The organism is Alteromonas sp. P256 (assembly GCF_036864455.1).
Lineage (GTDB): Bacteria > Pseudomonadota > Gammaproteobacteria > Enterobacterales > Alteromonadaceae > Alteromonas.
Genome location: NZ_JAZETM010000004.1, coordinates 77,820 through 100,733 on the forward strand (window position 1 = coordinate 77,820; position 22,914 = coordinate 100,733).

A 22,914-nucleotide genomic window follows, 5' to 3' on the forward strand; every position below is an offset into this window, starting at 1 on the left:
GTTTTTAAGGGTATAACACCCCGTTTATTGCATTAACCGTTATTCAGTAATAATCGGCAGACCAGCTGTCCATGGGCCACCAGCATTCACTATTGCACGCTGTAGCTCAGGTACGGTGGTTTGCTGAAGTGCACTTACGCGCTTACTTACTGCAACCAACCCTTCGCTAGCATAACGCAATTGGTCTTGATGCTGCACAGTAGGTCCATAAGAAGACCCCACGGCAGAGCGAGCGTAACGTAAACGGCTGGTTATATTCGCAGGCTTTATCCCCTTGCGGTCGCGAGACTCTAAACCATAAAGCTCGCGGCTTAAGGCATTAATTTCAGTCTGCACATCGGCAAATTGTGTTTCAAGCTTGCTGATATCACCCTGAGTACGGTTTATAGCACTGCGAAGTACTTCCATGGTGTCTTTCACATTAGCCAGCACGCTTGTAGTGGTTACCGCTCGTTTTTGGGCGTCACTCACTTTACTATCATAGGCAGCACGTTCTTGTGCTGTCGCACCTTCTAGTGCACCTTCGTAGATAGACTCAAGCACAAAACTAACAGGTTCTGCCAACGGCGTTATTGCAGTACCTTCGCGCTTAAACAGCGTTGCCGTGTAGCTGCCTGGTAACGCCATTAATGCGCCACGTGAACGACTAGCACTTTCTTTATCCGTAATAGGCATTGCATTCGCATAGGTCATATCCCATGTAACTCTGTGCAAGCCTTTCTTGGTGCTTCCTTCTACCCGGTTAACCACATCACCTTTAGCGTCTTTTATCTCAAGATAGACGGCAGGCGCAGCTTCTTGATTTTCTGCTTCAACCGCTTCCCAGCTTGGATACTTCGGATATTTGCCTTTACCCTCCATAAGCTTTTTCTCAGCTTTTTGACGTTTCTCTTTCGCTGTCAGCAGGCTGTCTTTAAGGTAATAAGTCAGCGTTGCGCCATGCTCTGGGTTTTCTGCTACATAGCGGTCGTCACCGTCTGAATCTGTATGGTTATCGTCGGGTTGATACCACTTAACTGGGCGACTAGGCGCAAACAGCAGAGCATCTTCTTCCATCGACTTTTTCGTTAACGAGCGAAGGGGTGCATAATCGTCGAGTATATAAATACCTCGACCAAACGTACCGGCCACTAAATCGTTCTCACGACGCTGAATTTTCACATCTCGCGTTGAGATAGTAGGCATACCACCTTCAAGCTCTACCCACTGCTCTCCACCGTCGACGGTAAAGAAAATACCGAATTCAGTACCGATAAACATCAGGTTTTTATTTTCGTGGTCTTGAACAATACGCCACACTAAGTGTTTTTCAGGCAGCTCATCTGCCATGGATGTCCACTTTTTCCCTAAATTAGTCGACTTAATCAGATACGGTTTATAGTCGCCATATTTATGGTTATCTAGCGCAACATACACGGCATTAGGGTCAAACAAGTCAGCGCGAATATCATTCACATAAGCGGTAGCAGGAATACCGCGAATATCATCTAGCTCTATCTTTTTCCACGACTTACCGCCGTTCGTAGTTACCTGAATAATGCCGTCGTCGGTGCCAACCCAAAGGATATTCTCATCAACCGGACTTTCAGCAAAGTTCGCAATAGTGTGATATTCAGACATGGCATATAAATCCCAACCCGCCTCGACAGACCAGGTTCGTCCCATCATGGGCATATGCATGCGGTTACCATTTTTAGTGAGATCGCCCGACAGTGCAGTCCAGCTGTCACCACGGTCGTCAGAGCGCCATACGCGCTGCGACGCAAAATAAATTCGCTTAGGATCGTGAGCAGATACGTTGATAGGCGCATCCCAATTGAATCGCTCCGCTGGGTCGCCCGGCAACGGTTGCGGTTTAATGTACACTCCTTCCTTCGTGGTCATGTCCACGCGAGTGAGGTTACCTTGCTGCCACTGAGAATACACAATATCTGGATTACCCGGTTCAACAGCAGGTTGATGTCCGTCGCCGCCAAGGGTCAAAAACCAGTCTTTATTCTTAATTCCTTCTTCGCGATTAGTTCGCGAAGGGCCGCCTTGCGTAGAGTTATCCTGCGCACCGGCATATACATTATAAAATGGCTTAGTATCATCTGGCGCGACTTTATAAAATTGGGTTAATGGCAAGTTTGCCATAAAGCGCCAGTTATCCATTCTGTCATGAGACATATAAATACCGCCATCCGACCCCATTAAAACGAAATCTGGGTCGGTGGGGTGAAATGCCATCGCGTGATCATCAACATGTTTGCGCTTAGTATTAATCGGCGTCCATGTTTTTCCGCCATCGTCAGACACTTTACTGTAATTGCTGGCTATGTAGACTCTATCCATTTGGTGCTGATCAGCAAAAATTTCCTGATAGTAGTGTGGGCCAGTACCGCCACCTACTTCATCAGACATCTTCTCCCAACTTGCGCCTTTATTCGCTGAGCGATAAAAACCGCCTTCGCGATTGTCTATCTCAATCGTCGCATAAAGTACATTGGAGTCGATGGGTGAAATCGCCATTCCAATTTTACCCATGTTGCCTTTCGGCAAACCGGTCTTTAATTCAGTCCAGGTTTCGCCACCATCGTCAGAGGTGTGAATACCGGCTGCTGGGCCTGTACCCACGTAATTTGCAACGGTTCTTTGTCTTGACCATGTTGCAGCATAAAGCCTGTTGGGGTCGTTCGGATCTAATAGAAGTGATGTTACCCCCGTCCATTCATCATCAGGGGTAAGTACCCGCTTCCAATTCTCGCCGCCATCGGTGGTTTTATACAACCCTCGTTCGCCGCCTTTAGACCATAAAGGGCCTTGCGCCGATACCCACACAACATCGGGGTTTTCTGGATGAATGATAATGTCGGAAACATGCTCTGACTTTTTAAGCCCCATGTTTTTCCACGTTTTACCGCCATCAAGTGATTTGTATACACCATCGCCAAAACTGATATGACGACCGCCGTTATTTTCACCCGTGCCAACCCAAACAATGTTTGAATTACTTGGCGCAATGGTGACATCGCCTATTGAGTAAACGGCTTCATTATCGAAAATAGGTTCCCACGTCGTGCCTGAATTCTTCGTTTTCCACACACCGCCAGAACCTACCGCGGTGTACCAGGTTGATGGGTCGTTTTGATCGATGGCGATATCAGCTATTCGCCCCGACATATAGGCCGGGCCGATACTTCTCATTTCCATCGCTTTAAACGTGGCGCTGCTGAAAGGGGCGTTTTTGTCTGTCTCTGATTTATCTGCAAATGCTGGCACGCTTGACAGTGCCATGGTTACAGCAACTGCAGCGTTAATTATTTTTTTCATTGTTATTGCCTAGTTTGTGAACTTTCCATTAATGACGTTACAAACAAGCGTACAAGTGTTCAATGGAACAAACGACCAACTAACGATAATAGAGGTCAGATGCATGGAACCATCTCTAATGGGAAAGTGTTGGAGGATGACTAAAAACACATATGCTGGCCAGTTTCACTGGGCATAGACTGCTGATAATTTTGATAAAGGCGCTACTTTAGAAACAGTTCAAAGTCAGTCCCCAATCACTTGAAAATACGGCACTTGAAAATACGGCACGTGAAAATACGGCTCGTCAAAATACGACATAAGGAAATACCCATGAAATTTAAATTCAGCTATGCAATTGGTGCAGCGGCGCTTCTCCTTATGCTTGAAGCTGTTTATGCATTCATTACATCTCCTGAACTAAATACCCACCACGATAGTTTACAAACCGCATTACTGTTTATCATTCTTGGGATTTGTTACGAACTTCTTGAAGCAAAAAAAGACGTAAATGAAGCTCAAGAAAATGCAAATAAACAGCAACGCAAAAGGGCAAGCTAAGGTAACATTTTAATGTATTGTGCTCGACAATGTTAAAGTAGAAGCAATATCCAAAGCATAAACGTAGACAGATTTCAGGTAATTTAAAAGAGTGAAAGGGCCTCTTTAAAACGTGACGATATCATCGTTAATCAAATGCCCTACCACTGCACTTTCTTCGGCATCGACAAATGCCATGTCGATAGCTTTCGCTCGCCCGCGAGTTACTTTTCTATAGTTGGGGTGAGAGTAAATATAGGTTTGCTTAGAGCGTAACGCCTCAACCACTCTCTCTGCCAGCATAGATACCGGAATACCAGATTCGACGGCAGCCGCCGCGGCCTGCGCACCAGCCATGAGCTTGTCTTTACTCATTCGCTTTTCTTTTGCCACTGCATATTTTTCTTGCCTGTTGCGATAAGACTCATGAATTCGCGTTTTAACAAAGGCAGGACACAGCACAGATACATGAATATTGTGAGGCTGTAGTTCAGCCATCCAACTTTCGGTCATCGATACCACCGCAGCTTTCGATGCACAATATGCACCTGCGTAAGGCATTCCCATCATTCCTGCCATGGACGCCACATTTAAAACCCAGCCGCCTTCACCGTGCTCTTTTATTGCAGGTACTGTTGCCTGAGCACCATAGAGCACGCCCATCACGTTAACATCCATCACCCAACGCCATGTCTCGTGCTCAGCGTCTTCAATCTTGCCAGGTGTACCGCCAACGCCGGCGTTATTAACCACCATATGTACCTTACCAAAGGCTTCCTTTGCCTTTTCCACAATGGACTCCCACTGCGTATAGTCGGTAACATCTAAGGGGCAGGTAAGAACGTTGTACCCTTTTTCTTTTAACACGTCGCTTGCCTCAGACAACGTGGAAGAATCAATATCTCCCATAACAATGTTCATACCCTGCCCTGCCAGCGCTTCGGCAACAGCTAGCCCTATACCACCGGCTGCGCCGGATATAATTGCGGTCTTACCGTTAAATTCGTTAGACATACTATTCATCTTTTATACTCTTCATGACTTGGCTTATTTGCTGGACCTAGTAGCTGGGCCTATTAGCTTGTTGTGTGGCTAAGAGCAGCGACCCATTAATGTTTGATATGTAGAGTATGATGAAGGAAAGTATAGACATACTTTATTTGACTGATTTATTTAGCTTCATGAAATGAATATTGAATTGGATTACAACGTACCGAATTTTATTGTGTATTTTCTCGGCATCGATATAAAAATCAATGTGGTAAGTGCTAGTAGGTTAACAAGCGCTTTTAAACAAACGCTTAAAGGGCAGTATAACAGTGACATATCCGCTTCACTGACTTAAGGTAAGGATTATCAGAGCGTTTGAAAAAGCGCATCTTACTAACAGGTTTATTATGAAAACTACGTTGACTAAAACAAAAACTTTTTCTGCTTTTTGTACTGTGTTTTTTACGGCATACATTACGGCGTTCTCCGCATTAACAAGCGCAGCGTCCGCTCCTTTGGTGTCTATCGACACTCACGATAACTTTTTTAATGCAATAAAAGCGCACTGCGGTAAAGCGTTTATTGGAGAGGTGACAAAGGATAACGTAGGCAACACATTCGGCGGCGCACAGTTGGTTATGCATGTAAGGGAGTGCTCAGATACTAAACTGCATATTCCATTTCACGTCGGGGATGACGCCTCTCGCACTTGGATTGTCACCAAAACAGGTGCCGGGTTAATGCTTAAACACGACCATCGTAATGAAGATGGCAGTTTTCACACCTCTACCATGTATGGCGGACACACTGATAGCCGCGGCTATAATGAGGTTCAGTCATTCCCAGCTGATGCATACTCAAAACAGTTATTTATCGACTCTGGCATTAATGCTTCCACTGACAACGTTTGGCAGATGATGATTTACCCAAAGCGTTTTAGTTATCGCTTAGTGCGTCCTGCAAGGGAAGTTCAAGTAGACTTTGATTTAACAAACCCTATTGACCTACCAAAAACGCCTTGGGGATATACTCCGCTTCCCTAAACTAAAAAGTTTAACCATTAACCTGCCCTTCCCGCACTGTTGTCAGGACCATTACCAGCACTATTACCAGCGTTATTACCAGCAAGAATAACGCTAATCTTAGATACCTCTGAGCACTTATGCTGACATGCTAATCGAAATCCTTTTTCTAATTCCGATGACGGCAAATTCGCCTTTTCAGCCGCTGTTATCACTAAGTGATTATCAGCTAAAAACTTGCATTTACCGCACGTACCAGCGCCATCACATACCGAAGGTAACTGGACTCCTTCCCGAGAAAGCCCTCTAAAAAGGCTACTTTTGGGATCAAGTTTAACGGTTAATGTTGTTGATGAGTTTGAATGAATGTCACTGAGAGGAAGCGCGTTAGCACAAAGTACAGACACTGACCGGTTTTTACTGAAGATTGATAACGAAAAGTTTCCCTGCTGATAACGCTGAATCAACAACATCACGCCCGACACAGAGAGCATGAGAGCCGATATTGCAAATACAATAACTAGCCCGTGATTGAAGCCCCCGGTATTACTATAATCCATAAAATGAAGTTTAAACATCAGCGCCTTTAGCCTAGCGTCATCATTCACGTGTTTGATTACTTGGCCGGTTACGCTGTCTAAATAAATTGCAGTATTGTTATTATCATTGGCAGACACTTTCCACATTGGGTTTTGTTGTGCAGCATAGTCTGAAAACGGTGGTTGCAGTAACTCTGGCCTACCCAATGCGCTGTCGCCGGTATACGAGCTATTGGCAATCTGTGATATTTGCGCAGGTGTTAGCGCCGTTCTATCACCACTAACTGCATCAAATAATAGTGAAGAGCGAGGTTGATAAGCATGCGGCCCCTGGCGACTAATTACATGATAATAGGGATGCTCGAGCACCCACACTAATTCTATTTTCTTAAGCGGCTTAATTGGGTGTGAAAAGCGCTCCTCTAGGGCTAGCTCTTTAACTGGAAGCATTTTGAGGAAGAAGGCATCTCGGCGATTAGTTTCCTTAATGGCTAAGTTTGAGGGCTTTGCCCCTCGTAATTCGTTACCGCTCGCTTTTTCGGCGTCCATAAGGTTGAAGTAAAGCCCTGTCACAAGCCAAATTAAAAGCTGCGCCCCCACCAATAACGAAAGCCATTTATGCACCCATGGCGCCTTTAGCTTGAAAGACGCCATCAGCGAGTATGCTCACTACGCGCTTCGCCAAAGCGTACAATGAGTAACACGCTTCCTGAAAGCACAGCAGCAACGCCTAAAGCTGCAATAATAAACAGAAACCAGTTTGCAACATTTTCCCCGTCATCGTAATCCATAATATGAAAACGCCACATCCAGTCGAATATTCGCCAGTAATCATGGCGTTTGGTGACGACTTCTCCTGTTTGCTGATTAATATAAAACGTAGGATTGGCAATGCCTTCAAACTCAACTTGCCATACAGGAAGGTGGCGAGAGGATAATTCAGCAGGCATTTCTGCTGAGCTTTGGATTAATCTAGTACTCTCTATAGCGTCAGATTTAACGTAGTAATACTGGGCAATTTGACGGGCTGCCTCTTCATCAATACTCGGTTTTCGTTCCCCTGTACTTCCATCAACAATAAATTTACTGGAGCCAGTTGAAACAATATAAATTGGGCTACCCATCAACTGCGTGAGAGTGAATTTAGAAGCATTAGGGTATTGTGCAAATAGCGTAGACATCGAAACGTTGACAGAAGAAAGGTTCAACGTCGTTGATTGAGGCTTTATTAATGATTCTCCGTGTATATAGTGAATATCCATACTTACCATATACACGCCAGTGAAAGTCCACAGCAGAAACTGTAAGCCGACTGCGACCATCAACCATCTGTGGTACTTCCTCGCTGCAGCTTTAAACTGCAGCGACTGCCGCCACCTCATCAGACTAATCAAGGTGGGCAGATTTGTGACTAAGACCGTGGTCGAGATTGTGATTAAGGCCACTATTAAACCTGCGATTAAACACACTGACTTGGGGCTTTTTCACCAATAAATATAACGCAGGCAACACGACAAGCGTGAGTATTACGGCACTTGTCATGCCGCCAACCATAGGGGCTGCTACCCTGCTCATTACCTCAGAGCCTGTTCCTTCACCATAAAGAACCGGCAGCAAGCCTAGTATAATGGTTGCCACCGTCATCATCACTGGGCGCACCCTCATTCCAGCCCCTGCCAGCAAAGCGTTTTGAAATTCCACAATGGATATTGCCGTGCCTCGCTCTGTGGCTTGCATCTTAAGTTCGTCAAAAGATTGATTTAGGTACACTAACATGATCACGCCTATTTCTACCGCCACTCCCGCCAGTGCAATAAAGCCTACACCGGCTGCCACCGAAAAGTTATAACCCTCAAAGTACATTAACCATAAGCCGCCAATCAATGCCATTGGCAGTGTGACTATAATGATGGCTACCTCGCTTAAGGCCTTAAAGTTAAGATAAAGCAAAACGACAATAATGGCGATAGTTAACGGTAATACGTAGGCTAATTTTTCTTGTGCTCGCTCCATATACTCATATTGTCCCGCCCACGTTATTGAATAGCCAACAGGAAGGTCGATATGTTCCTGCAAGTGTGCTTTTGCAGTAGCGACATAAGAGCCTAAATCCACATTCTCAATATCGACATACACCCATCCATTGAGCCGTGCATTTTCGCTTTTTATTCCCGAAGGCCCGGTCTCAACGTTAATATCTGCCACGTCCCCCAACGCAATGCGCTGTCCGTTTTCTGTTAACACCGGTAATCGCGCCAATTGCTCAGGCGAGTTTCGGTAATCTTGTGGATAGCGAAGGTTTACTGAATATCGCTCTTGTCCTTCAATAGTTTGCGTTACATTAATGCCCCCAACAGCAATCGCCACCACTTGTTGAATATCATCGATATTTAGCGCGTACCGACTGGCCTTCTCGCGAGATATGTCAACGGTGATATACCGCCCGCCAGCAACTCGCTCTGAGTATACTGAGACGGTGCCAGATACGTCAGCCAATGCTGTTTCTATTTGCTCTCCAATAGTCTGAATTGTATTGAGGTCTGGCCCCGCTACTTTTATTCCAACGGGCGTTTTAATCCCCGTCGACAGCATATCGATGCGCGTTGTAATCGGCATGACCCACGCATTGGTTACCCCCGGGAATTGTATCAGTTGGTTTAACTCCGCTTTTAGCGAATCAGTAGTGACGCCGTCTCGCCACTGCGTTTTTGGTTTTAATTGAATAAAGGTTTCAATCATTGTTAGCGGTGCAGGATCGGTAGCCGTGTCGGCTCGCCCCACTTTGCCAAAAACCGTGTCCACCTCGGGCACCGTTTTAATCAGCTTATCGGTTTGCTGTAATAGCTGCCTTGCTTTACCTATAGCAATGCCTGGATAGGTAGTGGGCATGTAAAGTAAGTCGCCCTCATCGAGGGTAGGTATAAACTCGCTGCCTATCTTGTCGATGGGCCAAAAACCCACTGCGGTGATAATAAGCGCCAGCGCTATGGTGGACTTTGGAAACGCCATTACTCTTTTTAATACCGGCAGATACAGGGCAATTAGCAATCGGTTGAGCGGGTTTCTTTGTTGTGAAGTTACCTTTGTTCGAATGAAATACCCCATAAGCACCGGTACTAGCGTAATTGCTAAACCTGCTGCAGCGGCCATTGCATAGGTTTTGGTATAGGCTAATGGTGCAAACATTCTGCCCTCTTGGGCTTCTAATATGAATACGGGTAAGAATGAAACGGTAATAATCAGTAGACTAAAAAACAGCGCAGGGCCTACCTCACTTGCCGCATTTGACACCACATGCCAGCGGTTTTGACTATTTAAGGTATCGCCATTTTTGTTCAGCTTTTCTATATGCTTGTGCATATTTTCTATCATCACGATTGCGCCATCGGTCATTGCGCCAATGGCAATGGCGATGCCAGCTAACGACATAATATTGGCATTAATTCCCTGTAGGTACATAACGACGAAGGCCATCGAAATACCCAACGGCAGTGTGAAAATAGCCACTAGGGATGAGCGAATATGAAACAGAAATACCACGCAAACCAATGCAACAATAACGAGCTCTTCTAGCAATGTATCCCAGATGTTATCGACCGCTCGCGCTATTAATTTTGAGCGATCGTATACCGGAACAATCTCAACGCCTGAGGGTAAAGAGGACGTCAGCGACGCAACTTTATTCTTTATTCTCTCTATTATTTGCTGGGCATTTTCGCCATAGCGCATAACAACAATACCGCCCACCACTTCGCCTTCCCCATTGAAATCAGCAACGCCACGGCGCATTTGTGGGCCCACGCTGACGTAGGCTACATCGCCTATGCGAAGTGGCGTTCCCTGCTCGTTTAATCCAAGGGGTATGCGCTCAATATCGGCAACCGTTTCGATATAGCCCGTCGTCGTGACCATGTACTCAGCTTCAGCCATTTCAATAACAGACGCGCCAGTTTCTTTATTTCCCCGCTGCAGGGCGTTCTGTATGTGACTGAGGGGAATGTTGTAAGCACGAAGTTTGTTTGGTTCTACCTGCACTTGATACTGCTTTACCATTCCCCCTACAGATGCCACTTCAGAAACACCAGCCACAGTTTGTAACTCGTATTTTAAAAACCAGTCTTGAATACTTCGAAGCTGACTTAAATCATAATTGCCTGTAGTGTCGATGAGCGCATACATGTAAACCCAACCCACGCCTGTAGCATCTGGCCCTAACTGGGGTTTTGCCGAGGCAGGCAACGTTTCTGATACCTGGCTCAAGTATTCCAGCACCCGGCTTCGAGCCCAGTACACATCGGTATTGTCATCGAAAATAACATACACATAAGAGTCGCCAAAATAGGAATAACCTCTAACGGTTTTCGCTCCCGGTACCGAAAGCATGGCGCTGGTTAACGGAAAAGTCACCTGATCTTGCACTACCTGTGGCGACTGCCCTGGATAACTGGTTTTTACAATTACCTGCACATCCGACAAATCAGGTATGGCATCAACTGGCGTATTTTTAAGCGCATAAATGCCTGCGCCCCCCATTATTAACGATAGCAAAACAATCAATATACGGTTTGCGATAGACCACCTTATAATCGCCTCAATCATGATTCATATCCTTATGATTCATGGCTTTATGATTCATGTTTTCATGGCTCATATTCTCATGAGTCATATCTTTGTGGCTCATACCTTCATGGCTCATATCTTCATGATTCATGTCTTCATCGCTCATTCCCTCGTGGCTCATTCCCTTATGCATGGGCCTCTTCAATAAGGGCTTGGCGCTTTTATGTGCCATGGCGACCACGACAAAGTCATCACGAATTTCAAAGGTGAAGTTAACGGAATCACCAATGTTAAATCTAGTAAGGTCGATGCTCTGTGCAACGTGAAAATCCATAGTGGCGGGCGGTCTATTCCATTTCTCGATGGCCCCTCGGCTAATATTCACGATGCGCGTGGATGTATTAACCGCATTTATCACCCCTGTCACTGTTGCTGATGACACCTCTGGCGTTGCCATATTCGAATGAGAACCCGCAAAATGAGATGCATCTGAATGAGACTTCTCATCAGATTCTATGCGGCTAAAATCTGATGTTTTACTAGATTCGGAATCGAGTAAGAACTGCGCCGAAGTAACGACCCTATCTCCCTCATTAAGCCCATTTAAAATTTCAATGCTGTCCTGACTGACTCGACCTATATTCACGCTGACAGATTTGAATTTGCCATCGCCAATAGCAAGCACAACTCGGTTTTGCATGCCTGTGCGAATAACTGCCTCTTTAGGCACGACTAGTGTGGTCTCTGCTGCTCGAGTATGAATAGTCACATTGGCAAACATATTAGGTCTAAGCAGGTTATCCGAATTATCAAAAGCTATCCTAACCCGCAGTGTGCGTGTATTTTCATCTAGGGCGGGATATACATAGTCAACCGTACCTATCCATTCGCTTCCAGGTAAATAATCAAGGGTCATGCTTACCGGTAGCCCTTTTGAAATCTGCACAACATCGCGCTCATACACTTCAGCTTCTACCCAAATCTTGTTTAGTTTAGCAATACTGAACAGTGTATTTTCAGGCTTAACAAAAAAACCTTCTCGTATTTTGAGTCCGTCTACTACGCCTGATTGCGGTGCATAAAATGTGATGTTTTGTTGAACTTGCTGTGTGGTTTCTAGTTTTTCTATCAAACCTTTTGAGAGCTGTAACGCCTTAAGCCTGTCTTTTGCAGCATTAACTAACCCGCTGTTTTGTCGTCGAAGCGCAATAACTAGCTCTTCTTGCGCATTGACTAATTGAGGTGAATATAAGGTGTATAAAGCCTCACCCTTATCTACCGCGTTACCTTCTGCTTTTATGTAAAGCTTTTCTATCCATCCTTCAACGCGGGGGTGAATGTGCACAATTTCATCTTCATCGTATTTAACGTATCCCACTGACACAATGTTGCTGTTAATTGCCTTACGCTCGGCAAGCGCTGTCCTTACACCTAAGTTATTAATAACGTGAGGGTCTATTACCACAGTACCCTTTTCAGCGGTGGTGCTTGGTGTCGCGTCCTCGAATACGGGCACTAAGTCCATTCCCATGGGCGACTTGCCAGGCCGGTCACGGCGATAATCTGCGTCCATAGGGGCAACCCAATAAAGCGGCTCTTTTTCCGTTTCACTCTCGCTGCTGTTCTTAGTATTCAGCCCGTGATGAGAGGTTGAGTGCTCTAAAAACACTGTTTCAAATGCAACCTGAGCAATAAAAAGTGCTAATGCACCTAATGCAAAGCCAATTAGCAAAGGCTTAGCAATGAACGCAGAAGTCTTTGTAGTCCATGATTTATTCGCCATTATCTTACTCCCGCGTTCGTTTGTGTTTCAAAGTTACCGTGGTTTGCCTCTGATTCGGTACCTGCAAAAAAATAGTTAATTCGCGCCACCGTTTTAAGCGCTTCAACGTCTATATTAAGTGCAGCAATTTGCGCATTTAAAACCGCAACTCTCGCCCGTACCGCCTCAGAAAAATCGCCATCATCATTCGTGTAGGCGGTAAGAGAGGCTTCGGCTTGCTCATTGGTTTGCTGTAATATTCCTTGCCTGTAGAGAGTTTGCCGCTCTCGCAAACGCGCAAGCTGCTTTACCTCTACTTCTAGGGCACTTAACATTTGTTTGATAAGTAAAAATTTCTCTGTTTTCACGGCTTGTGAGTCTGCTATTGCTGCTGCAACCTCTTTATCCTGTCGATTCTTTGTGAATAGAGGTACATCAAAGGTCACACCAACCGAAAAGAAGTCTGCTCGGCTTTGTCCTGAGGGCATGTCGTCTCGGTATCCATAGTTGGCGCTCACTCCCCATTGAGGCGTGTATTGCTGCTTTGCCAACTCAGTCGTTTTCTCAAACACTTTTCTCTTTTGCTCTAGGGCTTTTACCGCTGGGTGTGCTACTAAAATCTGCGCCATTTGTTCTCTGGCATATGAAGATATATCCGCAGCTTCTGGGCTTGCTAATTTAATTGATGGCAACGAGTCAGTAAGTGAGAAAGGCTGGGGCTGGAAATTGGACTTAACGCTATAGCCCTGTGGTTCGTTATCGTATGACTGGAACCATTCGCTTAATTGAGCAGTGGCAGATTCCAACAACTGTTTTTGTGACACTAATCTATCTTCTAACTGAATAATTTCTAAATCTGCTCGAATGACATCCTGTTGACGCGTACTGCCTAATGCAGCGGCATAACTTGCCTTTGCTACTTCCGCCATTTGCTCAAACAGCGTGCGATCAGATTCAATCAGCGCAATGGTTTGCTGAGCTAAATACGCATCTAACCACAGCTCCGACACGCTTGCTTTTAACCTCGCTTTTCTGTCATTGCGAAGCTGCGCAAGTTTTAACGCTTCTATTTTTAACTGACTTTCTTTAATCGATAATGAGTCGCCCCGTGGAAGCAATTGTGAAACGCCAACATTAAACTGGGTCATTGCTTCTTGGTTTAGCGAGAATGAATTGGTCGGTAAATTCATCATGCCAACAGACACTTTAGGGTTGGACCATGCGCGTGCTGCAGCGCTTCGATAATTCGCCGCATCTTGTTTTAGTTCACTGCCATGAAGCCAGGGGTCATTTTGAAGCGCAAGTGAAATAGCTTGTTCAAGCGTAACAACCTGGCTTGAGGGTGCACCAATTACAGGCAAACAAACCCACAAGCAGCCTACAAACACTGCGAAAGCATTGGCTAAGCATTTCATAATATGGAGTCCTTACAAGTAAGCGTGAATGCAGTCGGACAAAGATGAAAGATATCTTATTCATCGTCATTTATGCTGCAGGCAAACCTACCGAATTTTATAAATTTAAGCGTTGGGATGGACTTACTAAGATGTATTCAGACACTGGGTAATGGCTGAATAATTTCTGAATATGGGCCCATGTTAAACATACGGTTGTGCGCGCTTTCATGAAAAAAAGACGCAACTATGCTGTTTAGCCAATAATGGGGGGCTTAAATAGAGAAGAAGATATTGATTTAGGTTTACCACGCTGCTCGGCAACCACTTGCTCGCTGTAGGTTAACGCCGTGATGGGATGTCGAGCTACAGCAACTAGACTAGCGTTTGAGCAAGTACTCGTCTCGCACATGCATTCATCGAAACAGCAGTTACCATCACTTATTGTCTTTCTATCTTTCGCACTCATCGTCGTTGAGCCTGACTCTTCGGCACCGGCATAAGCAGCATGATCTGAATGGTTAGTGTGAACTACATTTTGTGAAGATTCAGGCTTATGTTTGTCATGAACATCTGAATTAATGAATGCACTGTTAGCTACCGCTGAGCTTGCGTTTATGCTTGAGCTTGTCATGGAACAATCTTCGCTAGAGTGCTCGACAGAATGCCCGAGAGAATGCCCACGTCCAAGCGACTGACCACTTGAAGCAATCAGCATAAATACAATAAGCAAATATTTGGTATACGCTTTAAACATAATCCATCCGCAATGAAAACGCGTCGCAATAATATGCGATTCACATTTTGAAGTAAACGTGCCAGCAGCCTTTAAGAGAAAATCAGGCGCGCCGTAAGTAATCAAATTAACCAAAATTGATAATGACAAAATTAAACTGAATTAAGTCATATCATGCTTTTAAAAGCTTTCACTTAGCTTCAATGACTAAAAATAACACTTGATCACACAGCTGTAATAATGTAAATTTAAATAGTGAAAATTTATCTAAAGGGGGCTTATCATGCTTAAGACATTCACGAAGTTATTCGAACGCAAGCACCCATACGCAGTTGCCGCATACGTAGGCCGCAAAAACGCACAACGTATTTTAGATTGTAAAATCGAGAAAAAGTCGAAGCTTCTTGCACACGACTAGCTACTAGCATATGGCTCCGAAAGGAGCGATGAACGCCACGTTAGGCAGATTCATCGAGTGAGACATAAAATCCGATGGTGCAAGCCATCGGATTTTTTTGTGCCCATATAAATGTAACAGATACCTTTTCCAACGAAAAGTGTTAGAAACGCTTTCCCCCATGACAGAATAATTGCCCCACCTTTATTAACTTTAATTTACCCTCTTCTCAATAAGTTGCAGTGCATGTAAGAACCTGTATGGTAAAATAACATTCATTCAGGGAGTTCGCTGATAAAGCGCATTATTCTATTAAAAAAAGAGGTATAACCTGATGTCAAACTCGAAATATATCGTTATTTTAGCTGTTGCCGTAGTGGCAAGTATCACTGCCTGGTTCACGTTTTTTGCCAAAGAATCTGCGCCTGACTTTACTGCTTACGCCGCAGGTCCTGATCGAAAAGCTGCTTTTTTTGAATACTTCACGCCCATTATTGTAGATATAAATAAAGAGCTAGCCGCCGATAGACAGCAAATTCAACGTGCCTGTGACGCCGGTGAAACCGGTACATTAGACAAATTTCTAACCAAATTTCGCATTGACGACACTGATCTTGAGCAAGACTCTCCTTGCAATATATTGCTACGTCGGGCAGACATCGTCCCTGCATCGTTGGCAATTGCACAAGCTGCTAACGAAAGTGCCTGGGGTACCTCTCGTTTTGCCAAACAGGGGAATAACTTTTTCGGTCAATGGTGCTTCACAAAAGGCTGTGGCATTGTTCCAAAATCGCGAGATGCGAACAAATCGCATGAAGTTGCCGACTTCCGCTCGCCTGCCGATTCAGTAGAAAGTTACATGCTCAATTTAAATACCCATGATGCGTACAAATCATTACGTCGTATTCGTCAATCGTTGCGTAAAAAAGACGAAGCTGTCACTGGGGTTGCTCTTAGCTACGGCTTAAATAAATATTCTGAACGTGGTGATGAATATGGCAAGGAACTACGTGAAATGATCAGTTTTAACAAACTGTCATCTCTTGATAAATTAGCACTAAACGAAGCAGATTAGTTTAAGCAAACGTCGATTAAACTCATCAATGTACTGTGCATTCTGCTCACACGACTAAATGCCCTATGTAAATCAGAAAGACAAATAAAAAAGGAGTCGCATTACTGCGACTCCTCCGTGCTTTGGCCAGCAAATCAGCCAGCCAGAATGGTGACGAAAAAAGGGTTAGTTAGAACGTACCCCATTCATAGCCGATTCACTTGTTTTCAAAACACTAGACATATGATCACCTCCTTAGATATCTGCTAAACACAACCTCAATGTAGCATTTGTTTTGGGCATGTAAAGAGAGATTGATTTTCATGGCAAACTTTTAATCTTTAAATTTTCTACTCTTTTAAACCAGTCCGCCTAGATACTTGCTCACTCAGAAGGCGCTGGCAGGCTTCCTAGCAAAGCGTGGGAATGCATTACTATAGATGCTTCTCTATTTCTATCTCTAAACTCTCCGTTCCCTGTAAGCCAGTGTTTGCGTGTGGGCCCGCAAAAGTGAGCCAAATTTGCCCATCTTGAATCGTTACCTGTATTTGCATAGAACGCTCAACTGCTTCTGCCAGCGTCGCCGAAAGCGCATTAGGAAGTGTATACACAGATAGGTTCTTCTTCGTATTAAGCTTATTCTGCTCTTTCTTCCACCACACATCGAAGCTGTTATCAGTATAAGCATAAATCTTCATTTGCTTACTTTGATTGCAGCCTTTTTTAATGCGTTGCTCAGAGGGTTGCCCTAATTCAATCCACAGCTCAATGTCGTCACTGAAATTTTTTTGCCATAAATCTGGCACATCATCGTCGGATAAACCTTTTGTAAACTGCAATTGTTCATGGGCATTAACAATGAAAGCGATAATGCGCAGCATCATACGCTCGTCGTTTTCAGACGGGTGACGGGCGATGGTTAAATTGTGATCGTTGTAATAGTTGCGGTCCATATCGGTAATCGAGATATCCGCTTTAAATATCGTTGCTTTAAGTGCCATGTTAATCCTGATTGGTGTGCTCTAAAGGCCATTTCTCGTCAAAGACTAAGTACGCCGATACTGGTATTTTATTTTACTGGCCCTACTCAGTCTCTTTTGTTTGTTGTTCTAGTTTTATAATATTGTCGACCTGATTAAGTGCCCCTTCGAGTTCCTTCTCAAGGGCTGTTTTGTCTGAACCCTTAGCCTCCGATATCTGCTGACGCACACTCTCAACTTTGGCTTTTGCATCTCGAAGCGATTCTTCGTGCTGCGCCGCTAGTTCGGCTTTATCAAATGCAATTGCCTCTTGGGCATCATCATCCTCCACGCTAGCATTTGTCTTACCTGGCACATTAGTCGGCATCTTGGCGATAAATTTTTGTGTTGCCTCTGTGGGTCGCTGAGCAATAAAGTTAGGCGACATAATTTCAATATCGCTATTGTGGAGCGTATCTAAAATTGCTTTGTGTAAATTTGAACGTGCCGTTAATACACTTTTTACTTCTTTAAGCAGACCAGCAACGCGATAAGACACGCTGAAATCTCCCAGCTCACTAACCTGCACGTACCCCTCTTCTAAACCAGCCTCAAGAACTGCCTTGTTGAGCGCCTCGGTTACGTTAGTGTGATGAACATCGTAGCCAATAGAGATATTGGCTGTGATCAAGGTGCCAGAAGAGCGGATAACGGACACAGGGTTATTAACCAGGTAGCTGTTAGCTATATGGATCAAATCACGCTGCTCGGTTTGTATCTCTGTATCGAGCAATCCTTTTTCCGATACTCGCCCAAAATAATCATTACAACGAATGAAGTCGCCTGTTTTAAAAGGCTTGTTGAATCGAATGACCAACCCAGACATTAAGTTTGCAACTATGGTGGTGGATGAGAAAGCAATAACACCTGACACTAACACGCCAATTAACGCCAACAGCTGATTTCTAGAGCTTTCACTTACCGGTAGTGTGAGCGAAACCGCTATCAATAGTACCAAAATAATAACAAACACGACCATTTGTCGAGGTAAACGCTGCTCACTGGTTAATTCTTGAGCACGTCTAAATAATATCCATCGTACTGCGGTAATAACTGCCGTCCCAAAAGACAATGTAATAACCAGAGGTAACCACAGCGCCAAAATTTCCATGTGTATTTCGCCTATTTGCTTATTATTTAAACTGAGCCGCGAGTATTCGATTGTAAATACGCAACAACCACCGCTTTTACATCTGCATAGCGACAGTTTTCACAACAACCGAAGCCCGGTAACTGCCTTACTTTCATCTTAGTAAACAACGGCATAGACATACCAGTAAGAAAGCGGCAGTACGTATTTTCGGTTAGGTGGGTGTTTACTTTACCTTCAAGATGCTTATTAAGTGCCGTTATTGCGGTTGCTATTTCGACTTCATCAGGCGCCGCTATTGGGTTTGAGTAAGTCAGCTTAGCCACGTTGGTGCTGCACACGCTGCAGTGTCCACACCGCTCTGGGGCGCTTTTATCATCAAAATAGGCGGATAAATTGGCATTTAAGCAGCTATCGAGCTCAAAGAATCGAACAAGGGCTGCAATACGCTGAATTTCTTTGCGTTCATTGTCGGCAAAATAGTGCGCTAATTTTTCGGATAAGTCACTTGCAAGTAATGCCTGTTGATTCACCTCAAACACATCGGTGATTAAACGCGATGCCAATTCAATGTGGTTGTGCTCGTGCAAATATTCTAGTGCGCTAACGACTCTGCTTCGCTCGGCCCCGTAGTACTGATAAATATCATCAAAGTTAACCACACCCCACACCTTTTTCATTGATGTGTTGTTAAAAACTGCATTGAGAAACTCGCTGCGCTCTTTAGCAAACTGACTAAGAATGTCTGCTTTTTCGGTTATAAAGCGAAATTTAAACTCTGCAAAATACGCATAAAGTGGACGGATAACCTTGGCCAACTCTAATTGCACTAACAATGTTTTAAGCGGAAGCTGTCGAATATTACTTTTAGTCGATAGACTGTTTATCTGAGTTTCCCACTCATACACATTGTCGTTTACTGTTTCTGTGCCTTGAGAGGCAATATCATCGATAACCGCTTGAACGGCTTGTTGGTCAGGAGTGTCGCCATAAACAAAGTTTTCAATGGTAACCAAACCATCTAAATTAGCTAATACGGTGCAGTTAGCCGTTTTTCCGTCACGCCCCCCTCGACCAATTTCCTGACTGTAGTTTTCAATGGACTTGGGTAAGTCATAATGCACTACAAAGCGAATATCTGATTTATCTATTCCCATACCAAAGGCGATTGTTGCCACAACGACCTGAAGCTTATTGTCCATGAAGTCGTGCTGTATACGTTGTCTAACATCACTGTCTAAACCGGCGTGATAAGCACTTGCTGTATAGCCATTTTGTTGTAAAAAACGGGCTACCTGCTCAGCGCTTTGTTGCAGGGTTACGTAAACAATGCCTGCACCTTGCTGATGCTCTAATTCATTAAGCAATGCGTTATTTTTTTCTGACTCTACCACCGGCAACACATTTAAATTCAAATTTGAACGATAAAACCCAGTTTGAATAATATTTGATGGGGCAATGTCAAATCTGCGGGCCATGTCAAGCTTAACCTTTTTAGTCGCCGTAGCAGTGAGCAGCAGCACTAGAGGTATTTTTAAATCTTGTTGATAGGCGGGCAGCTTTAAGTAATCTGGTCGAAAGTTATGCCCCCACTCAGAAATACAGTGGGCTTCGTCGACCACCAGCATCGATACAGAAACCGATTTTATAAACTGCCGAAAACGCTCATTTTTAAACCGCTCTACTGACACCATCAATATTTTGCACTTACCTGAGCGCACGTCATTCATAACTTGCTTGTTTTGCTGGGGCGTTAGCGTTGAATCTATACTCGCCGCTGCAATGCCTTTGCTGTGTAAGAATGCGAGCTGATCTTTCATCAGTGCTAACAAGGGTGATACCACCACGGTAAGGTGCGGTAATTGCGTAGCCACAAATTGATAGCACAATGACTTGCCTGAGCCGGTAGGAAAAATAGCGAGCGACGACTGCTGATTCAGTAAACCTTCAACCACCTCCTGCTGTCCTGCTCGAAAGGATGAAAAACCAAATAGGCCCTGTAGTGCCCAAGAGTAGTCTGCGGTCATTGAATTGCCTGCTCCTTAAAAAACGGCTCTTACACAAGCTCGTTTAAATACTGGCAGGCATGATACCGCAATACATCAGTAATTTATGCGTTTAAACTTAAGACTTGCGTAAATCTTCAGGTGTATTATCAGCAACGACAGCGTTTCGCTCCCCCATGGGCTTATCTTCACCCACGGTGCTATCCACACTCGTTTGCAGCTCTATACTTGAGTTTACTTCAGCACCAATAAGGATAATGTAAGCACTTAAATACAGCCACATCAGCAAAATGATAATTCCGCCCACTGATCCATAGGTTTTGTTATAGCTGGCAAATTCATTTAAATAGATAGAAAAACCATACGAGGCCGCTATCCACAATACTGTGGCGAGTAATGCGCCTGGTGTCACCCATCGCCACTGCGCAGAGCGACGGTGAGGCGCATAACGGTACAGCGCAGAAAGACAAAAGTTGAACAGCACAAGCATGACAGGCCACGTTAGCCACATGGCCTGTTTATTATCAATTGAGCCACCTGCTACCCAACTTATTGTCTCGGGCAATATGGTAATGCATGCCAAAGCCACTATAACGGTGGCTATCATACAGATGGTGCAGGCTATACGCGCGACTAGGCCGTTAAAAAAGCCCCTACCCTCACTTTCATTGTAGGTAATGTTGCAGGCTGTGATTAATGCATTTGCTCCTTTACTGCTGCTCCAAAGCGACAAGAACAGGGTTAAAAAGAAACCCCAACCTAATGCAGAGCTCGACTTTTCCGTAAGCGTTTTAAGCTGCTCTTCAATGATATAGCTACTGTCGGAAGGCACCACTTCTACGAGTAAAGCCATATGACGCTGTAATTCTTCCGGCGACACGATGAGGCCATACAACGATATCGTCGCGCCCAACAAGGGAAAGATAGCCAACAAACAATAAAACGCGACGCCAGCAGAAATAAGAGGAATGTTATGCCCATTAATATTGGTGAAAATACGTTTAAGAATGCTCCACCAACTTTTAATTGTGAGCTCAAAAGCTGTGCTTGCTTCACTAAGGTGTGTATTGCTCATCGTCTCGCGTTAATTTTTTTATTGATAGGATAGATACAGCAGTGGGTATGACTAGGATTAAAATATTTTCACACAGTTTATGATTTCAGCCAGCGACCGCTTTTAATGACAGGTGCAAAAAAACAAGCAAAAGTAAAATGAAGATGTATGCATTTCACTTGCCTTTCGTTTCAGTTACCTATCGTTTCAGTGGTTAAACGTTTCTCAGCTAGTTCAAGAGCGGCTGTCACTGCATCGGTTGCATCACAGGGAATATCCGGTATGACTCCCTCATTTTTCCAGCTTTCTTGGGTAGACGGATGTCGTAAATCGCCGTAGGTCATCACAAGGTTGATGTGCTCACTAAGTGGTGTGGTAGTCGATAGATAGCTCAAACCCATGGTACGCGTACCCACAACAGTCGCCTTACTTGTCTGTTGAAGTGTATAGGCTACAAATTCCCACGAACCCGCCACAAAAGGAGATGTAACCACAAAAATAGGCACCTTCTCACCCATTTTAAAACCAGTATCACTCGCCACTAGTAGAGAGGTATTATTGTGAGCTAGGGTAAGGTTTGCCAGGGGTTTACCAGTAGGTACAAAGTAACTTAAAAATTGCTTGGCAACATCTAAGTCGACGTAGCCAGCACTTCTTAAATCGATAATGATCGCAGTGGCGCTAGATAAGTAAGCTACAGCATTGTCTATATCGCTTTTTGCGTGCTCATTAAAAAGGTCGCCATCAATTCCCAAGTAGCCAATATTCGATTCGAGCAATTGAGTTTCAATGGTACTTGGAAAGACTCTATCTGGTACGTTGCCCAAATTTTCTGACCCAGACCGCCATGTAATCTCAAAATTAGCATCATGGCTTGAAGCATATAACAACGATTCGAGCTTTCGTTTAAACCGATGAAATTGATAATGACCGTCAAAGTCACCTTGGTTGAGGGAGGTGGTGATTTGCTCAGTCATCTTTTCCCGATGCTTTTCATGCAGGTAGTCTTTATCTACACTCACTATAAGATTATTCAGCGCCTTGACGACTTCTTGTTGTGATAGCAGTTCATCTTCAGCAGTCACACAAAATGATGCAAAAATCGACGTAAAAAGAAACGCGAAATATATCAGCAAAGTAGGAAAATGGCGTAAGGTTATCAAGAGCATTCCAGGTAATGTATTCAATGTATATGTTTGTCTTTGCCCTACTTTTTCAATAGCCAAGCGGGCTTATCACCCAGGTGCCTTAATCATCAGGAAAATAGGCAAACACTTCTTCTACAGATTTATCGAAGAGTTTGGCTATTTTGAAAGCTACCTCTAGCGAGGGGTTATACTTGTTTTTTTCAATAGCCATAATAGTTTGCCGCGTAACACCAACAGCCTCAGCAAGTGTTTGTTGCGTCATCTCGTTAGCAAAAAAGCGACATTCTCTCACTTTATTCGTAATCGCCATAA

Annotated in this window: 18 protein-coding genes; 4 read left to right on the forward strand and 14 right to left on the reverse strand. The window is 44.3% G+C overall.

Annotated features, from left to right (window positions below; all coding sequences use genetic code 11):
- Positions 1 to 39: 39 nt before the first annotated feature.
- Positions 40 to 3,312 carry a WD40/YVTN/BNR-like repeat-containing protein gene (locus V7R39_RS08200; RefSeq protein ID WP_334029942.1) on the reverse strand — a complete coding sequence of 1,091 codons (3,273 nt, stop codon included), beginning with the start codon at positions 3,310 to 3,312 and terminating at the stop codon, positions 40 to 42.
- Positions 3,313 to 3,624: 312 nt separating this feature from the next.
- Here V7R39_RS08200 and V7R39_RS08205 point away from each other — a divergent pair, with 312 nt between their 5' ends.
- Positions 3,625 to 3,852, forward strand: coding sequence for a hypothetical protein (locus tag V7R39_RS08205; RefSeq protein WP_334029943.1), 228 nt, complete (start codon positions 3,625 to 3,627; stop codon positions 3,850 to 3,852).
- Positions 3,853 to 3,957: 105 nt separating this feature from the next.
- On the opposite strand, the gene V7R39_RS08210 is transcribed toward V7R39_RS08205, so the two are convergent.
- The gene (locus V7R39_RS08210) at positions 3,958 to 4,845 is read right to left on the reverse strand and encodes an SDR family NAD(P)-dependent oxidoreductase (protein WP_334029944.1); all 888 of its coding nucleotides are present in this window, start codon (positions 4,843 to 4,845) and stop codon (positions 3,958 to 3,960) included.
- Between the two features lie 172 nt (positions 4,846 to 5,017).
- Here V7R39_RS08210 and V7R39_RS08215 point away from each other — a divergent pair, with 172 nt between their 5' ends.
- The gene (locus tag V7R39_RS08215; RefSeq protein WP_334029945.1) at positions 5,018 to 5,176 is read left to right on the forward strand and encodes a hypothetical protein; all 159 of its coding nucleotides are present in this window, start codon (positions 5,018 to 5,020) and stop codon (positions 5,174 to 5,176) included.
- Between the two features lie 52 nt (positions 5,177 to 5,228).
- Positions 5,229 to 5,864 carry a hypothetical protein gene (locus V7R39_RS08220; protein WP_334029946.1) on the forward strand — a complete coding sequence of 212 codons (636 nt, stop codon included), beginning with the start codon at positions 5,229 to 5,231 and terminating at the stop codon, positions 5,862 to 5,864.
- A gap of 17 nt (positions 5,865 to 5,881) precedes the next feature.
- Here the strand turns inward: V7R39_RS08220 and V7R39_RS08225 are convergent, their stop codons facing one another.
- From V7R39_RS08225 to V7R39_RS08250, 6 genes are all read right to left on the reverse strand, one after another.
- Positions 5,882 to 7,006 carry a PepSY domain-containing protein gene (locus tag V7R39_RS08225; protein WP_334029947.1) on the reverse strand — a complete coding sequence of 375 codons (1,125 nt, stop codon included), beginning with the start codon at positions 7,004 to 7,006 and terminating at the stop codon, positions 5,882 to 5,884.
- Between the two features lie 29 nt (positions 7,007 to 7,035).
- Positions 7,036 to 7,704 carry a PepSY domain-containing protein gene (locus tag V7R39_RS08230; RefSeq protein ID WP_334029948.1) on the reverse strand — a complete coding sequence of 223 codons (669 nt, stop codon included), beginning with the start codon at positions 7,702 to 7,704 and terminating at the stop codon, positions 7,036 to 7,038.
- A gap of 64 nt (positions 7,705 to 7,768) precedes the next feature.
- Positions 7,769 to 10,981: an efflux RND transporter permease subunit gene (locus V7R39_RS08235; RefSeq protein ID WP_334029950.1), complete on the reverse strand. Its 3,213-nt coding sequence runs from the start codon at positions 10,979 to 10,981 to the stop codon at positions 7,769 to 7,771.
- A complete protein-coding gene (locus V7R39_RS08240; protein ID WP_334029952.1) occupies positions 10,974 to 12,725 on the reverse strand; it encodes an efflux RND transporter periplasmic adaptor subunit in 1,752 nt (583 codons plus the stop codon). The genes V7R39_RS08235 and V7R39_RS08240 overlap by 8 nt, the downstream gene beginning before the upstream one ends.
- Complete coding sequence (locus tag V7R39_RS08245; RefSeq protein ID WP_334029953.1) at positions 12,725 to 14,119, reverse strand: TolC family protein; 1,395 nt, start codon at positions 14,117 to 14,119, stop codon at positions 12,725 to 12,727. Before V7R39_RS08245 ends, V7R39_RS08240 begins: the two co-directional genes overlap by 1 nt.
- A gap of 235 nt (positions 14,120 to 14,354) precedes the next feature.
- Entirely contained in the window at positions 14,355 to 14,855 is a 501-nt protein-coding gene (locus tag V7R39_RS08250; protein ID WP_334029954.1) for a hypothetical protein, read from the reverse strand.
- Between the two features lie 710 nt (positions 14,856 to 15,565).
- Between V7R39_RS08250 and V7R39_RS08255 the strand changes: the two genes are divergently transcribed.
- A complete protein-coding gene (locus V7R39_RS08255; protein ID WP_334029956.1) occupies positions 15,566 to 16,306 on the forward strand; it encodes a glucosaminidase domain-containing protein in 741 nt (246 codons plus the stop codon).
- A 413-nt stretch (positions 16,307 to 16,719) separates the two neighbouring features.
- Here the strand turns inward: V7R39_RS08255 and V7R39_RS08260 are convergent, their stop codons facing one another.
- From V7R39_RS08260 to V7R39_RS08285, 6 genes are all read right to left on the reverse strand, one after another.
- Complete coding sequence (locus V7R39_RS08260; RefSeq protein ID WP_334029957.1) at positions 16,720 to 17,286, reverse strand: YaeQ family protein; 567 nt, start codon at positions 17,284 to 17,286, stop codon at positions 16,720 to 16,722.
- Positions 17,287 to 17,368: 82 nt separating this feature from the next.
- Positions 17,369 to 18,415, reverse strand: coding sequence for a mechanosensitive ion channel family protein (locus V7R39_RS08265; RefSeq protein WP_334029959.1), 1,047 nt, complete (start codon positions 18,413 to 18,415; stop codon positions 17,369 to 17,371).
- Between the two features lie 26 nt (positions 18,416 to 18,441).
- Positions 18,442 to 20,421, reverse strand: a complete 1,980-nt coding sequence (locus V7R39_RS08270; RefSeq protein ID WP_334029960.1) for a RecQ family ATP-dependent DNA helicase — start codon at positions 20,419 to 20,421, stop codon at positions 18,442 to 18,444.
- Between the two features lie 97 nt (positions 20,422 to 20,518).
- The gene (locus V7R39_RS08275; protein ID WP_334029961.1) at positions 20,519 to 21,475 is read right to left on the reverse strand and encodes a YihY/virulence factor BrkB family protein; all 957 of its coding nucleotides are present in this window, start codon (positions 21,473 to 21,475) and stop codon (positions 20,519 to 20,521) included.
- A gap of 170 nt (positions 21,476 to 21,645) precedes the next feature.
- Positions 21,646 to 22,617: a S41 family peptidase gene (locus V7R39_RS08280; protein ID WP_334029962.1), complete on the reverse strand. Its 972-nt coding sequence runs from the start codon at positions 22,615 to 22,617 to the stop codon at positions 21,646 to 21,648.
- Positions 22,618 to 22,702: 85 nt separating this feature from the next.
- The gene (locus tag V7R39_RS08285) at positions 22,703 to 22,912 is read right to left on the reverse strand and encodes a helix-turn-helix transcriptional regulator (RefSeq protein ID WP_032097230.1); all 210 of its coding nucleotides are present in this window, start codon (positions 22,910 to 22,912) and stop codon (positions 22,703 to 22,705) included.
- Between the last annotated feature and the right edge of the window lie 2 nt (positions 22,913 to 22,914).

Bases quoted from the DNA above. Each gene is read 5' to 3' on its own strand.
- V7R39_RS08200 (WP_334029942.1), bottom strand. From the start codon at position 3,312: ATGAAAAAAATAATTAACGCTGCAGTTGCTGTAACCATGGCACTGTCA.
- V7R39_RS08205 (WP_334029943.1), top strand. From the start codon at position 3,625: ATGAAATTTAAATTCAGCTATGCAATTGGTGCAGCGGCGCTTCTCCTT.
- V7R39_RS08210 (WP_334029944.1), bottom strand. From the start codon at position 4,845: ATGTCTAACGAATTTAACGGTAAGACCGCAATTATATCCGGCGCAGCC.
- V7R39_RS08215 (WP_334029945.1), top strand. From the start codon at position 5,018: ATGAATATTGAATTGGATTACAACGTACCGAATTTTATTGTGTATTTT.
- V7R39_RS08220 (WP_334029946.1), top strand. From the start codon at position 5,229: ATGAAAACTACGTTGACTAAAACAAAAACTTTTTCTGCTTTTTGTACT.
- V7R39_RS08230 (WP_334029948.1), bottom strand. From the start codon at position 7,704: ATGGTCGCAGTCGGCTTACAGTTTCTGCTGTGGACTTTCACTGGCGTG.
- V7R39_RS08235 (WP_334029950.1), bottom strand. From the start codon at position 10,981: ATGATTGAGGCGATTATAAGGTGGTCTATCGCAAACCGTATATTGATT.
- V7R39_RS08240 (WP_334029952.1), bottom strand. From the start codon at position 12,725: ATGGCGAATAAATCATGGACTACAAAGACTTCTGCGTTCATTGCTAAG.
- V7R39_RS08245 (WP_334029953.1), bottom strand. From the start codon at position 14,119: ATGAAATGCTTAGCCAATGCTTTCGCAGTGTTTGTAGGCTGCTTGTGG.
- V7R39_RS08250 (WP_334029954.1), bottom strand. From the start codon at position 14,855: ATGTTTAAAGCGTATACCAAATATTTGCTTATTGTATTTATGCTGATT.
- V7R39_RS08255 (WP_334029956.1), top strand. From the start codon at position 15,566: ATGTCAAACTCGAAATATATCGTTATTTTAGCTGTTGCCGTAGTGGCA.
- V7R39_RS08260 (WP_334029957.1), bottom strand. From the start codon at position 17,286: ATGGCACTTAAAGCAACGATATTTAAAGCGGATATCTCGATTACCGAT.
- V7R39_RS08265 (WP_334029959.1), bottom strand. From the start codon at position 18,415: ATGGAAATTTTGGCGCTGTGGTTACCTCTGGTTATTACATTGTCTTTT.
- V7R39_RS08270 (WP_334029960.1), bottom strand. From the start codon at position 20,421: ATGACCGCAGACTACTCTTGGGCACTACAGGGCCTATTTGGTTTTTCA.
- V7R39_RS08275 (WP_334029961.1), bottom strand. From the start codon at position 21,475: ATGAGCAATACACACCTTAGTGAAGCAAGCACAGCTTTTGAGCTCACA.
- V7R39_RS08285 (WP_032097230.1), bottom strand. From the start codon at position 22,912: ATGGCGATTACGAATAAAGTGAGAGAATGTCGCTTTTTTGCTAACGAG.